The 13,384-nt window shown below is 59.3% G+C and carries 9 protein-coding genes and 2 pseudogenes; 4 read left to right on the forward strand and 7 right to left on the reverse strand.

What is annotated here, in order from left to right; genetic code table 11:
• The first annotated feature begins 154 nt into the window (after positions 1 to 154).
• From B0G80_RS04675 to B0G80_RS04685, 3 genes are read left to right on the forward strand one after another with little or no spacing between them, the layout of a single operon-like run.
• Positions 155 to 1,306 carry an efflux RND transporter periplasmic adaptor subunit gene (locus B0G80_RS04675; protein ID WP_116117169.1) on the forward strand — a complete coding sequence of 384 codons (1,152 nt, stop codon included), beginning with the start codon at positions 155 to 157 and terminating at the stop codon, positions 1,304 to 1,306.
• A complete protein-coding gene (locus B0G80_RS04680; protein ID WP_116117170.1) occupies positions 1,303 to 4,440 on the forward strand; it encodes an efflux RND transporter permease subunit in 3,138 nt (1,045 codons plus the stop codon). The genes B0G80_RS04675 and B0G80_RS04680 overlap by 4 nt, the downstream gene beginning before the upstream one ends.
• A 2-nt stretch (positions 4,441 to 4,442) precedes the next feature.
• Complete coding sequence (locus B0G80_RS04685; protein WP_116117171.1) at positions 4,443 to 5,978, forward strand: efflux transporter outer membrane subunit; 1,536 nt, start codon at positions 4,443 to 4,445, stop codon at positions 5,976 to 5,978.
• 846 nt (positions 5,979 to 6,824) lie between these two features.
• Here B0G80_RS04685 and B0G80_RS04690 read toward each other — a convergent pair.
• Positions 6,825 to 7,960 (reverse strand): IS3 family transposase gene (locus B0G80_RS04690; RefSeq protein ID WP_408967691.1). Its coding sequence is split into 2 segments (ribosomal slippage): positions 6,825 to 7,696 and positions 7,696 to 7,960, totalling 1,137 coding nucleotides; the frame shifts between segments, so codons are not numbered across the junction.
• Positions 7,961 to 8,023: 63 nt separating this feature from the next.
• Here B0G80_RS04690 and B0G80_RS04695 point away from each other — a divergent pair.
• Positions 8,024 to 9,016 carry an IS110 family transposase gene (locus tag B0G80_RS04695; RefSeq protein WP_116117173.1) on the forward strand — a complete coding sequence of 331 codons (993 nt, stop codon included), beginning with the start codon at positions 8,024 to 8,026 and terminating at the stop codon, positions 9,014 to 9,016.
• Between the two features lie 253 nt (positions 9,017 to 9,269).
• Here the strand turns inward: B0G80_RS04695 and B0G80_RS46620 are convergent.
• The 6 genes and pseudogenes from B0G80_RS46620 to B0G80_RS04720 all read right to left on the reverse strand — a co-directional run.
• Positions 9,270 to 9,518: pseudogene (locus tag B0G80_RS46620) on the reverse strand (PAAR domain-containing protein); the annotation flags it as partial.
• Positions 9,511 to 10,215, reverse strand: a complete 705-nt coding sequence (locus B0G80_RS45165; RefSeq protein WP_147309829.1) for a hypothetical protein — start codon at positions 10,213 to 10,215, stop codon at positions 9,511 to 9,513. The gene B0G80_RS45165 and the pseudogene B0G80_RS46620, both read right to left, overlap by 8 nt.
• Complete coding sequence (locus B0G80_RS04705; protein ID WP_258878805.1) at positions 10,199 to 10,696, reverse strand: N-acetylmuramidase family protein; 498 nt, start codon at positions 10,694 to 10,696, stop codon at positions 10,199 to 10,201. Before B0G80_RS04705 ends, B0G80_RS45165 begins: the two co-directional genes overlap by 17 nt.
• Positions 10,697 to 10,756: 60 nt before the next feature.
• Positions 10,757 to 11,007 (reverse strand): annotated as a pseudogene (locus B0G80_RS04710) (PAAR domain-containing protein).
• A gap of 12 nt (positions 11,008 to 11,019) precedes the next feature.
• On the reverse strand, positions 11,020 to 11,913 hold the full coding sequence (locus B0G80_RS45170) for a hypothetical protein (protein ID WP_147308669.1): 894 nt from the start codon (positions 11,911 to 11,913) through the stop codon (positions 11,020 to 11,022).
• A 32-nt stretch (positions 11,914 to 11,945) separates the two neighbouring features.
• Complete coding sequence (locus B0G80_RS04720) at positions 11,946 to 13,331, reverse strand: hypothetical protein (RefSeq protein WP_147309830.1); 1,386 nt, start codon at positions 13,329 to 13,331, stop codon at positions 11,946 to 11,948.
• Between the last annotated feature and the right edge of the window lie 53 nt (positions 13,332 to 13,384).

The raw sequence follows: 13,384 nt of genomic DNA on the forward strand, positions 1-13,384 counted from the left end.
AGAATGCATCTCGTCATTCTGAATCAGTCGCGTATGCCAATTGCATGAACGGCCGGCGCGTCTTCGTTGGCGGGCCGCTGCGGCTTGCCCTGTTCGTTCGCTGTCTCCAGTTGGGGTAATTGTGAAGCGTCCCGGTCTTCACGCATCGCCCGCGATGCGTCCGCAGTCCCATCAGCATCGTCATCGAGCGCGCCTGCGGCGCGCCGCATTCGTGCTGGTTCTGGCCGGCGCCGTCACGCTGGCCGCATGTTCGAAGCAGCAAGCCGCGGCGCCCGAGCCGCGTCCGGTGGTGGCCGTCGCCGTGCATGCGGACGGCAGCGCCACGCAGGCGGCATCCTTGCCCGGCGAGGTGCAGGCGCGCTATTCGACGCCGCTGTCGTTTCGCGTCGGCGGCAAGATCGTCGAGCGGCGCGTGCGTCTCGGCGATGTGGTGAAGAACGGGCAGATCGTCGCCCGCCTCGATCCGGCCGACCAGCAGAAGAACGCCGCGAGCGCGCAGGCGCAACTCGCCGCCGCGCAGCACGCTCTCGTGTATGCGAAGCAGCAACTCGATCGCGATCAGGCGCAGGCCAAGGAAAACCTGATCGCGCCCGCGCAGCTCGAACAGACCACCAATGCATACGCATCCGCGCTCGCGCAGCGCGATCAGGCCGCGCAGCAGGCGGCGTTGTCGAAGGACCAGTTGCAATACACCACGCTCGCCGCCGATCACGCCGGCGTGATTACCGCCGAACAGGCTGACACGGGCCAGAACGTCTCCGCGGGTCAGGCCGTCTACAACCTCGCGTGGAGCGGCGACATCGACGTGGTATGCGACGTGCCGGAAAGCGCGCTCGCCGCGCTCTCGGTCGGGCAAACCGCCAACGTCACGCTCGCCGCGCTGCCGGGGCGCAAATTCACCGCGCGCGTGCGCGAACTGTCGCCCGCCGCCGACCCGCAAAGCCGCACCTATCGCGCCAAACTCACGCTCGACAATCCCGGTCCGGACGTGCGCCTCGGCATGACCGCGGATATCGAACTCGCCACACAAGCTAACGCCTCGGCTAATCAGCACGGTTCGTTCACCGTGCCCGCCACGGCCTTGTTCCATGACGGCACGCAGCCCGCCGTGTGGATCGTGCGCGCCGCGGATAACGCGCTGGAACTGCGCCGCGTGACGGTTACGCGTTACAACGAACGCACCGTCGTGATCGGCCAAGGTCTCAAGGACGGCGAACGCGTCGTGCTGCAAGGCGTGCATACGGTGAGCGCCGGCGAAAAGGTCCGGGCGATCGCGCCGCTGCATCCCGAGGACTTCGCTTCATGAGCACCACGCATGAAGAAGGACGCTTCAACCTGTCCGCCTGGGCGCTGCGCCATCAGGCGCTGGTGGTCTTCCTGATCGCGCTTGCGACCGCCTTCGGCATCTTCGCTTATACGCGGCTCGCGCAGTCCGAAGATCCGCCCTTCACCTTCCGCGTGATGGTGATCCGCACCTTCTGGCCCGGCGCCACCGCGCGCCAGATGCAGGAACAGGTCACGGACCGCATCGGCCGCAAATTGCAGGAGACGCCCGCCATCGATTTCGTGCGCAGCTACTCGCGCCCCGGCGAATCGCTGATGTTCTTCTCGATGAAGGACTCGGCGCCGGTCAAGGACGTACCTGAGACCTGGTATCAGGTGCGCAAGAAAGTCGGCGATATTGCGGCGACGCTGCCGCAAGGCATTCAAGGCCCGTTTTTCAACGACGAGTTCGGCGACGTCTACACCAACATCTACACGCTGGAAGGCGACGGCTTCTCTGCCGCGCAACTGCACGACTACGCGGACCAGCTGCGCACGGTGCTGCTGCGCGTGCCGGGCGTCGGCAAAGTGGATTATTTCGGCGATCCGGACCAGCACATCTACATCGAGATCGCCAACACGCAACTCACGCGTCTCGGCATCTCGCCGCAGCAACTCGGCCAGGCGATCAACTCGCAGAACAGCGTGTCGCAAGCCGGCACGCTGACCACCGCCGACGACCGCGTATTCGTGCGCCCCACCGGTCAGTTCAAAGACATCAACGCGCTCGCCGACACGCTGATCCGCATCAACAACCGCTCGTTCCGTCTCGGCGATATCGCCACGATCAAACGCGGCTACGACGACCCCGTCGCCACGCAAATGCGCGCCGGCGGCAAGGCCGTGCTCGGCATCGGCGTGACGATGCAGCCGGGTGGCGACGTAATCCGCCTCGGCAAGGCGCTCGATCAGCAGATGGCGCAGTTGCGCAAAGCGCTGCCCGCAGGCTTGCAACTGGTCGAAGTGTCGAGCATGCCGGATGCGGTCGCGCATTCGGTCGACGACTTTCTCGAAGCCGTCGCCGAAGCGGTGGCGATCGTGCTGGTGGTGAGTCTCGTGTCACTCGGCGTGCGCACCGGCATGGTGGTCGTGATCTCGATCCCGGTGGTGCTAGCCGTCACCGCGTTGTGCATGTATCTGTTCGACATCGGCCTGCACAAGGTGTCGCTCGGCACGCTGGTGCTCGCGCTCGGACTGCTCGTCGACGACGCGATCATCGCCGTCGAGATGATGTCGGTGAAACTGGAGCAAGGCTGGAACCGCACGCGCGCGGCAGCGTATGCGTACACCAGCACCGCATTTCCGATGCTGACCGGCACGCTCGTCACCGTCTCCGGTTTTCTGCCGATCGCGCTGGCCAAGTCGAGCACCGGTGAATACACGCGGTCGATTTTCGAAGTATCGGCGATCGCGCTGATCGCCTCGTGGCTCGCCGCGGTGGTGCTGATTCCGTTGCTCGGCTACCACCTGCTGCCCGAGCGCAAACGCGAGGCTCAGGAAGCGCATTTGCCCGACGATCACGAGCACGATATCTATGACACGCGCTTCTACCGGCGCCTGCGCGGCTGGATCGGCTGGTGCATCGAGCGGCGCTTCGTCGTTCTGGCCATCACCGTCGCGCTGTTCGTGCTGGCCATGGCGGGTTTCACGCTGGTGCCGCAACAGTTCTTCCCGAGTTCGGACCGTCCCGAGTTGCTGGTGGACGTGCGCCTGCCCGAAGGCGCGTCGTTCGAAGCCACGCTGCGCCAGGCCCAGCGGCTCGAAAAAGCGCTGGTGGGCCGCCCGGAAATCGATCATACGGTCGACTTCGTCGGCACCGGCGCGCCGCGTTTCTATCTGCCGCTCGATCAGCAATTGCAGCAGCCCAATTTCGCGCAGTTCGTGATCACGGCGAAGTCGGTGAAGGATCGCGAAAAGCTCGCGCAATGGCTCGAACCGGAATTGCGCAACAACTTTCCGGCGATTCGCACGCGCCTGTCGCGCCTCGAAAACGGACCGCCCGTCGGCTATCCGGTGCAGTTCCGCGTGAGCGGCGACGACATCGCCACCGTGCGCTCGATCGCCGAGCGCGTCGCCGCAACCATGCGCGCGGACCGCGGCACCAGCAACGTTCAGTTCGACTGGGACGAACCCGCCGAGCGCTCGGTGCGCTTCGAAGTCGATCAGAAGAAAGCGCGCGAACTCGGCGTCAGCTCCGACGACATTTCGAGCTTCCTCGCGATGACGCTCTCCGGCTACACCGTCACGCAGTACCGCGAACGCGACAAGCTGATCAGCGTCGATCTGCGCGCGCCGAAGGCGGAGCGTGTCGACCCCGCGCAACTCGTCACGCTGGCGATGCCCACGCCTAATGGCCCCGTGCCGCTCGGCACGCTCGGCCATTTGCGCAACGACCTGGAATACGGCGTGATCTGGGAACGCGACCGTCAGCCGACCCTCACCGTTCAGTCCGACGTCGCGCCCGGCGCGCAAGGCATCGACGTCACGCATGCGGTGGACAAAGCGTTGAGCCCGATTCGCGCGACACTGCCGGTCGGCTACCGGATCGAAATCGGCGGCTCAGTCGAGGAAAGCGGCAAAGGTCAGACGTCGATCAATGCGCAGATGCCGATCATGATCATCGCCGTCCTAACGCTGCTGATGATCCAGCTGCAAAGTTTCGCGCGCGTGCTGATGGTCGTGCTGACCGCCCCGCTCGGCTTGATCGGCGTGGTGCTCACGCTGCTGCTGTTCGGCCAGCCGTTCGGCTTTGTCGCGATGCTCGGCGTGATCGCGATGTTCGGCATCATCATGCGCAACTCGGTGATTCTGGTCGATCAGATCGAACAGGACATTGCGTCGGGACATAAGCGTTTCGACGCGATTGTCGGCGCGACCGTGCGGCGCTTCCGGCCGATCACGCTGACCGCGGCGGCCGCCGTGCTTGCGCTGATTCCGCTGCTGCGCTCGAACTTCTTCGGACCGATGGCCACCGCGCTGATGGGCGGCATTACGAGTGCCACGATCCTCACGCTGTTTTATCTGCCCGCGCTCTACGCCGTGTCGTTCCGCGTGCGTGCCGATGAACGCGAGCCGCAGGCGCCGTCCGCGTCCGGCACGACGCATACGGGGAATTGAGCATGATTACTTTCGCACTTTCCCGATCCGCGCGTATCTCGGCACTCACCGGCATGGCATGCGCACTCGCCGCCTGTTCGTTCGGGCCCAGCGGCGAGCCGCCCGCCATGCCGCAGCCGGCGCACTACGGCGCCGAAGCGCAGCCGACGCAGACCGTGCCCGCGCAAGGCATCACGCAGCAATTCGTGGTCGGCGCGAAGCCGGTACCCGAATGGTGGAAGCTGTATCGATCCGACGCGCTGAACGCGTTGGTCGATGAAGGCCTGCGCAACAGCCCGACGCTCGCCGCGACCGACAAGAGCCTCGCCGCCGCGCGTGAGCAATTACGTGCGCAGATCGGCAGTTCGATGCTGCCGACCATCGATGCCGGCGGCCAGGTCACGCGCAATCGCGCGCTGGCGATCCCCGAGATCGGACCGAACACGTTTCTGTACAACATCTTCGTCGGTCAGTTGCAGGCGCACTATACGTTCGACCTGTTCGGCGCGGCGCGCCTCGCCGACGCGGCGCTCGCCGCGCGCGTCGACGTGCAGGCGTATCAGTTCGACGCCGCGCGGCGGGCGCTGGCCGCCAACATCGTGAGCGCGGCGATCACCAGCGCCGCGCTACGCGCGCAGATCGAGACGACGGAAAGGCTTGTGACGATCGCCAACGATCAGGCGCGCGACACGCAGCGGCGTTATGCATTGGGGGCCGTCTCGCACGCCGATCAGTTGAGCGCGCAACAAAGCGCCGCGAGTCTGTCCGCGAGTTTGCCGGGCCTGAAGCAGCAGTGGCTCACAACGCGCCATGCGTTGGCGGTGCTGCTCGGCCGCACACCGGATGCCGCACCGGACGATCTTGAACTCGCGCAGTTGCATGTGCCTGAGCAGGTGCCCGTGGTGGTGCCGTCGGAACTGCTGCGTTCGCGTCCCGACATCCAGGCTGCCGATGCCGCCTTGAAAGCCGCGGCGGCCGATGTCGGCGTGGCCACCGCGCAGATGTTCCCGAGCCTGTCGCTGAGCGCGTCGATGGGACAAGGCGGCTTTAGCTGGCCGGTCGCGCTTTCCGGCGCGGGGGCGATCTGGAGCATCGGTGCGTCGCTGTCGCAGCCGCTGTTCCACGGCGGCGCCCTGTTCGCGCAACGGCGCGCGGCGGTCGATACCTACGACGCCACCGTCTCGCAGTACAAACAGACGGTGCTGGCCGCGTTCCAGAACGTCGCCGACACGCTCGCCGCGCTCGAGCACGACTCGCAGGCGCTGGACGCGGCGAATGTTGCCGCGCGCTCGGCACAAGGCATCTTCGATGAGACCTCCGGGCGCTACCGGCTCGGTGCGTTGCCTGTTGCGTCGGCGCGTTCAAGCGAGCAGCAGTTCCGCAACGCGCAACTCGATGAGATCCGCTATACGAGCGCGCGTTTGACGGATACAGCGGCGTTGTTTCAGGCGATGGGGAATCCGCCGGTGGGGTCGGCGGCGTCTTCCGCAACTGCAGCGACCGCGGCTTCGGCTTCGGCGTCGGCCGCTCCGGCAGCGAACCCGGGCATTGTCGATTAGCTAAACCTGGGATTCCGTACTGATCGCTGCAAACTTATCCCCACTTTTTGTTGAAGAGCCTGTTGAAAACTATCTGACAAGCAGGCTAACACCTTGAACGCATGGGGATTTGTGTGTGCGGTACGGAATGAACCAGCCGGCGTTGAACAATGGCTCTTTCACGAAACGAAGACCCTGGAAGGCCTCGACGTTATCCCCAGTTTGTGTTGACAGCGTTGTTGATAACTCCGGGGCTACCCGCTTAAGTGCTTGACCCGAATGGGTTTGTTACTTGAGGTGCCGGTGGATGCAGCAACGTCGGGCGCCGTGGGGATGACTGGCGGCGCTGCAGGTTATCCACAGATTGTGTTCGCAAGTCCGTGGATAAGTCTCTCCCCACAGCGCTAAACCCCACGCCATAATGCTTTGCGGGCCATGTGAGGGAAAATTGAGCATTCCCCACAGGCCGCCAAACATCGCTCCCACACGTTTCCCCATACGCTACGGCGCGGGGAAACTGCCTTTCCCCTCAATGGGAAAGGGCCGACATACTAGACATGTGTTTTGTAAAGCATTCGAGCTAACGGCGATCCCTAACGGGAGCTAACACGGCAAGTGACTTGTTTAAATTCGGACAGGTGAGTTTTCTATGCTGCGGTGTGGGCGCATGGGGGACGACATGGATTTTCCCCACGGAGTCTGGTGATAGGGCTCCTTCGCAATCCACAGGCGTAACAGCCTGATAGTGTCTGGGTTCGTCACAATCACGTCCTGTAGTTCTTTCGTCGTGTATCCACGGCGCAGGAAGAGGTGGCGCCGCTTGTTCGGACAGGGTCCCGAGATTTTTAAGTGGAATTGTTGGGGCAATCAAGCTGCCGATTTTATCGCTGGCAGCGTGGCGAAGTATGCTTCATCCGGCGTCTGATCGGCCAGCCTCGAATGAGGCCGATTCTGGTTATACCAGTTCAGGTAATTGCCGATTGAGCGACGCGCGTGGCCTACCGAGTCGTACGCTTTCAAATAAACCTCTTCATATTTGACGCTGCGCCACACCCGTTCGACGAACACGTTGTCACGCCAGGCGCCTTTTCCGTCCATCGACAGGAGAACCTTCCGGCCGAGAACCGCGTCGGTGAATTCGGTTGCGGTGAACTGGCTTCCTTGATCCGTGTTGACGATCTCAGGCGGCCCGTATTTCGCAAACGCTTCCTCCAGCGCCTCGACAGCATGGCAGCTCTCTAGTGTGATCGCCACCCGGTGCGCCAACACCCGGCGGCTCGCCCAGTCCACGACGGCCGTCAGATAGACGAAGCCCCGCGCCATCGGGATATAGCTCGTATCGAGCGCCCAGACCTGATTGGCCCGATCGATTTTCCGGTTGCGCAGCAGGTACGGCCAGATCCTGTGGGCTGCATGCTTGCGGCTCGTGTTTGGCTTGCGATACAACGCCTCGACGCCCATGCGCTTCATCAAGGTGCCAACGTGCCTGCGTCCGACTGTGATACTTTCGCGACGCAGTAGACGTGCCAACATTCGCGCCCCGGCAAATGGATGGTCGAGGTGAAGCTCGTCAATCCGGCGCATCAATTTCAGATCCGCTTCGCTGACCTCACGCGGCTGATAATAGGCACTCGAGCGGCTTATGCCTAACAGCCGGGCCTGCTGCGTCACCGGCAGGGCGTGATCACGATCGATCATCGCTTTACGCCCAGCAGTCCCGCCTTGCTGAGCGCGCTTTCTAAAAAATCATTCTCCAACGTCAACTGTCCGATCTTCGCGTGCAACACCCTCACGTCGATTGGCGGTGCAGCTGGGGGCGCGTTGCCCGCGTCGAACACATCGGCAACCCGCTCCTGCAACTGCTTCTTCCAGTCCGTGATCTGGTTCGGATGGACATCAAATTGCTGGGCCAACTCTGCCAGCGTCTTGTCGCCCTTGAGCGCCGCTAGTGCCACCTTTGCCTTGAATGCCGGTGAGTGTGTCCGTCGGTTTCGTTTCGTCATCTTCTGGTTCCTTGTCGCCGGCCATTATGACCGACTCACGCCCCAGCTTTTCCACTCAATGAACTGTCCGAATTTCCGGAGCCACCTCTGTACGGCGTGGACGAACGCGGTCATCCAGTGTTGAGTCGGCGAGTCAGCCGCAACAAGCTCCTCGAATCCATTGTCAATCTGCCCTCTTGCCGTATCGTGATGGAAGCCTGTGGTGGAGCGCATTACTGGGCCCGCCGGTTCTCGGCGATGGGACATCATGTGCAGATCATTGCGCCCCGATTCGTCAAGCCGTTCGTCAAATCCCAGAAGAACGATCGCAACGATGCGGAAGCGATCGTCGAAGCTGCGTCCCGTCCGACCATGCGCTACGTTGCGGTCAACAGCGTTCAGCAGCAGGATATCCAGTCCATGCACCGCATCCGCAGCCTGCTCATGCGAGACCGTATCGCGCAGATCAACCAGATACGAGGCCTGTTAGCCGAATACGGTGTGGTCATTGCACAAACCGCACTGAAAGTACGGCAGCAGCTTCCGTCAATTATTGACGACGAACGCAACGAGCTCACAGGGTTGGGTCGATCAATGATGCGGGATATGTACGAGCGACTCGTACTGCTGGATAAGCAGATCGCCCGGTATGATGAATTGATCCATCAAGTGCACAAGGCATCCCCTGTCAGTCAGCGACTTGAGAAGATTCGAGGCGTTGGGCCACTGATCGCAACTGCTGTCATCGCCGCAGCGGGGAGTGCCACTGAATTCTCAAACGGCAGACAGTTTGCGGCGTGGCTGGGCTTGACCCCACGCCAGCACTCATCAGGCGGCAAGGATCGTCTGTTCGGTATCACGAAGCGCGGTAACGGATATCTGCGAATGCTGCTGGTACACGGCGCCAGATCGGTCGTCCAGCAAGCCATAAAACATACCGATACGCTCTCCCGATGGATACGCGAGGTTCAGGCGAGACGGGGAACAAACATCGCCGTCGTGGCACTTGCCAACAAGATCGCCAGGACGATCTGGGTATTGCTCGCACGCGGCCTGGAGTACGCACCGCCGGTATGAACGGAGCAACGATCGGATGGCGGCAATTGTTTTACCTCTTCATTGGTTGCACAAGTGATCTGATTCAATGGCAAACAGGTCGGACCGTCGGTGACAAAACCTGCGCAGTCTTAGGGCTCCCGAAGCCGTGGATATAAGTAGGAGTCGCCGGGCGAAATCCATTGGGGCCAGGCACATGCGTGCCACAGAAAGGCCGAATGTATATATGCAATCCTGCACCTGCTCGCTGTAGAAAAGATCGTTTGGCAAACGGGACGAGGCCATGTATAAGGCTGCAACCGCATGTGGCATGGTGGCCCTGACGCGCGACGGGGACACCGTGGTCCGTGATCCTGTCGTCGCCCTCAACGATTACGTTGGGCACCACCTCAGGGTGGAGCGGACAGGTCACTTCGTCGCCTTTGCGGGCCACGCACACGCCGCCATAGCGCATGACTTCTGAGGCGGTGATAACTTCGCCGCCGTGGTCGGTGGTGTCACCGAGTCGGATGAGATCAATCATGCGATTGGTCCTTATTAGTGGATGGGGGAAACGGGTTCACAAGGTCAGCCGAATGTATCCAGCCGGTCGTCACGCGCCCCGGATCGGCAACGTTCGCTCCGGGGTCTGCAAACCGCACATAAGAAAACCGATCGCGCGTTCGAAGTACAACGACGCCATCCCATTTGGTTAAATACCCCTTTCTTGCGACAAATTTTCCGTCTTTATAGTCGTAAAAAAGCGACCGATTTTTTATAAGTCGAATGCCAATTGCAGGAATTCTCTTTTCTACTGTATAGGGAAATGCCCCGGACTCCTCTGGTCCAAATTCAAATGCACCCATAGCATTTCCGCATCCAGCCTGTGTCTTGGACGTCCTAATTATCATAGTGTCGCCCCGTCTATATAGATATCCCCCTATATCATAATCCTTATTTCTGTCACCAAACAAAAAAGACCTGTCTTGCGGAGTAAACGTCAGTATCTCTCTAGCCGAATATTCTCCGGAATCCGGTAAATTCCTCCCTGTATGACGTTGCACAAACAGATAGAAGCATGAAGTTTTTCCGTTGTTGGCAGAATAAAATCCTGATAAAAACCCCTTATCATCAACTCCGATGAGGTTGGGGCTATCAAATATTAAAACATTTGCCGCCCAGGCATGCGAAGCCACAAATGAAGCAAAGAATAATAAAAGTCCCTTATTTAAATTTTTCATAATATTTACCGAGATGTTCGGCATAGTGAGGGTTATACTTTTTCCAGTTACTACCGTTATATGAAGCCGCTACTTTTTCCCACTTGCGCTCTCGTAGACCATCAATGGCGTCGGGCTTGATGTTTTTCATAAAGGCAACAAAAATCTCAACTTGGCCGTTCGTACCCGACATGAATTTATTGGCAAATTCAAATACGCTCGAACATCCACATTTTAAAAAATATTCGCCAAGTATCTGGAATCCTCCCCAAGAGCAAGATTTCAGCGCTGCTTCAAAGTCTAACGTCGACGCACGCACAACCTTTTTATATTGATGCAGCCCTTCGAGGCCGTACCGACCGAGCACTGGGAAACACAGATCGGGGTATCCCGGGTAAGGATTGCCGAGCTTTTTCTTTTTTCCCTTCGATTGTTTATCAGCAGCCTGGCGGGCTTTTTTTGCTTCGGCTTCGACCACCACACAGTCGCCCCGTCCTTTCATGGCTCGATTTCTCATCACACGCAAGTTCCCATGTCGTGGAAGCGACCTGAGCACGTGAGATCAGGCGATGCTGGATACAAGGCTGCAACCGCATGTGGCATGATGGCCCTGACGCGCGATGGGCACACCGTGGTCCGTGATCCTGTCGTCGCCCTCGACGATGACGTTGGGCACGACCTCAGGGTGGAGCGGACCGGTCACTTCGTCGCCCTTGCGGGCCACGCGCACGCCGCCATAGCGCATCACTTCTGAGGCGGTGATAACTTCGCGCCGTGGTCGGTGATGTCACCGAGCCGGATGAGATCGGTCATGAGATTTTTACCTCACCGTACGGTAGCCGGCGGTTTACCTGAAGCGCCCCAGATACTTTGGTGTTTGTGAAGTACCCGAAACAGCATGCCCGGCGCGCAGTCAGCCATGCACATTGCACGCCCTTGAGTCACCCGACCGCTGTTGTCGATCGGAAAATCGGAATAGATCAGTGGCTTGACCGGTGACGAACCGTCAATTTCGACCGCATTCGGCATACGTTCATCCAGATCGATCGTGTTACGCTCCATGATGTTGATCCATGGATGACTGATCGTATCCACGGCTTTTGGAAACGCGTAGTTAGGATTTCCGGCATGCACGCATGCGGTTTCAAATTTAAATGACCGTGGCTTCTTTTCTGTTGCCAGAAAGCACATGTCCTCGAATCGATAAAACCGGTAGCCGGTTCGCTTCCCCGTTGCGAGGCTTGTTTCATAATTTTCTTCGTCTATCAACAGATAATCACTGATTTTGTTCTTCCGAATATATGGCAGGTAGGATGGGTTAATATCAGGATCGGGATCGTCAACTGCAAAACTGATATTAAATTTAGCTCGGACGGGGGGCTTTCCTTTCCACAATGGAATTTCATCAAGTGTAACGAAGTCTCTCTTTGGAGTCTTTACGGGCGCCTCGCCTTGGGCGCCGGGAAAGGAATAGTTTTCATCTTGTGTTGCTTGATATTTCCTACATACATCGTTAGATACCATTGCATAACGACTCTTCAAGTCCGCAGGTTGATGCCGGAGGAACAACGCACATCGGGGTTGCAAATAAGCGGCCTCATTATCGTAATGTATCTTTGTTCCGTTAAAAAATACTGTTCTTTCCGCTGCTACGCCAATGCGATAGATTCCCAAAAAGATACATGCCGCAAGAAGAATCCCTATCTTTTTTATAGTCATAAAAATCCCGCTTCCCTATTCGAGAACATTAATTATTCTTTAACTGTGACATGCATATGCGTGTCATGCGGAATAACCCAGTTAAGCCATGGCGTATAAACCGCTGCTGGCGTCACTTGGTGGTCCGTTCTCAACTCACCGTACAGGGCTGCAAGTTTCTGGCCTCCAGGACCAGTCGGGAACGGATGATTTCTATCGTGATGGTCGTGATTGTGAACCGTAAAATGAATGTTCTCATCGGCATCGTCAAAGTGCGTGACATCCAGCGCAACGCCCATCCTGTGCAATTTGGAACCCAGCATGGGTCGCCATGAACTGGAAAAATCAACCGAGCTGATGTGAAGGCGCCACGCCGCCTTCAGAACGACTGCAAATGCACGCGGGGAGGTCCGGCGCAACGCCTGCTGGACGGTTGTACGATTGCTGGTATTCACAGCATTAGCAACGGCCCGCGCGGCGAACGTCACAGTGATGCCCAGCGCGTCCACCCGGACGCTGAAAGCGGCCATTGAGCGGGAATCCGCTCCCGCGCCATAAATAGGCTGAAGCACCTCTCGCCAGTTAACATTCAGTGACTGGGTGTTGCCAGCCGCGTGGGGCGACGTTTGTGGCTGCGCCTGCGGTAATGGAGAAGCGGGATGTGGTGCGCCGGTGACGGGTCCGGCGTAGGTCTGCGGGTTCGGTTGCACGCCTTGTGTTCCCGGCGCGGCTGCTGGGGCCACTGGCGGAATGGTGCTTCCCGCATTGCCCTGCGGTGCCGCCGGATGTTGTCCGGGAAGTAGGGAACGCGTCAGCGTTTCCGGTGGGCAAAGCCGGGCAATTTCGTCATCCGTGAATTCATGGCTAATTCGCAGCCACAGATCACCGTTCAGATACCCCTGATATTCGTCAGTTGTTCCGGGTTTGAGTCCAAATGTATTTTCGGCGGGCGGGGCACCAAAATGGTTTTCTATTGAGAACCGCTCCTCCAAGTCGGATCTGACCTCGTAAACATGGACCTTGCTGTGCGCGACATCCGGCACCGTCCAGGCAAAAAGCTGGAAGTTGCGGTGCTGTGCATACGCATCGTTAGCAATGTGCAGTGCAATGCGGACGACGTGATCGGGAATATTGATCGGGGGCAGTGAATGTTTGAAACGCTGTCCATCATGCAGGGTGTTTGTCGACACCTTGGCCGGAAAAGTTGCGGTCCTGCCATCTGTACTGTTGTACGGATAGATCACCGCGTGCGTATCGGCATCGACCACCACGTACGGCATTCCGTTTAGGTACGGCGCGGAGTCGGTGACACCTTTGTGCGTGTCGTCATTAGGATACGCAGCGTTATACAGAGGATTGAGGCCGGAATCGTCTCGTGGCGCGCAATAAAAAGTAAAGCTCACCTTGCGCGTCATGCATTGCGCAGTCTGTGTCGGCATGTTCGGTCCGCACGTCATGCTGCCGATCGGGGTTTGATTCGGGCCAGTCATCT

Origin of the sequence: Paraburkholderia sp. BL6669N2 (assembly GCF_003387275.1) — a bacterium.
Taxonomy (GTDB): domain Bacteria; phylum Pseudomonadota; class Gammaproteobacteria; order Burkholderiales; family Burkholderiaceae; genus Paraburkholderia.

Excerpts from the sequence above, each read along its gene's own strand:
- B0G80_RS45165 (WP_147309829.1), bottom strand. The coding sequence starts at position 10,215 with ATGAAAAATTTAAATAAGGGACTTTTATTATTCTTTGCTTCATTTGTG.
- B0G80_RS04675 (WP_116117169.1), top strand. The coding sequence starts at position 155 with ATGCGTCCGCAGTCCCATCAGCATCGTCATCGAGCGCGCCTGCGGCGC.
- B0G80_RS04680 (WP_116117170.1), top strand. The coding sequence starts at position 1,303 with ATGAGCACCACGCATGAAGAAGGACGCTTCAACCTGTCCGCCTGGGCG.
- B0G80_RS04705 (WP_258878805.1), bottom strand. The coding sequence starts at position 10,696 with ATGAAAGGACGGGGCGACTGTGTGGTGGTCGAAGCCGAAGCAAAAAAA.
- B0G80_RS04720 (WP_147309830.1), bottom strand. The coding sequence starts at position 13,331 with ATGCCGACACAGACTGCGCAATGCATGACGCGCAAGGTGAGCTTTACT.
- B0G80_RS04685 (WP_116117171.1), top strand. The coding sequence starts at position 4,443 with ATGATTACTTTCGCACTTTCCCGATCCGCGCGTATCTCGGCACTCACC.
- B0G80_RS45170 (WP_147308669.1), bottom strand. The coding sequence starts at position 11,913 with ATGACTATAAAAAAGATAGGGATTCTTCTTGCGGCATGTATCTTTTTG.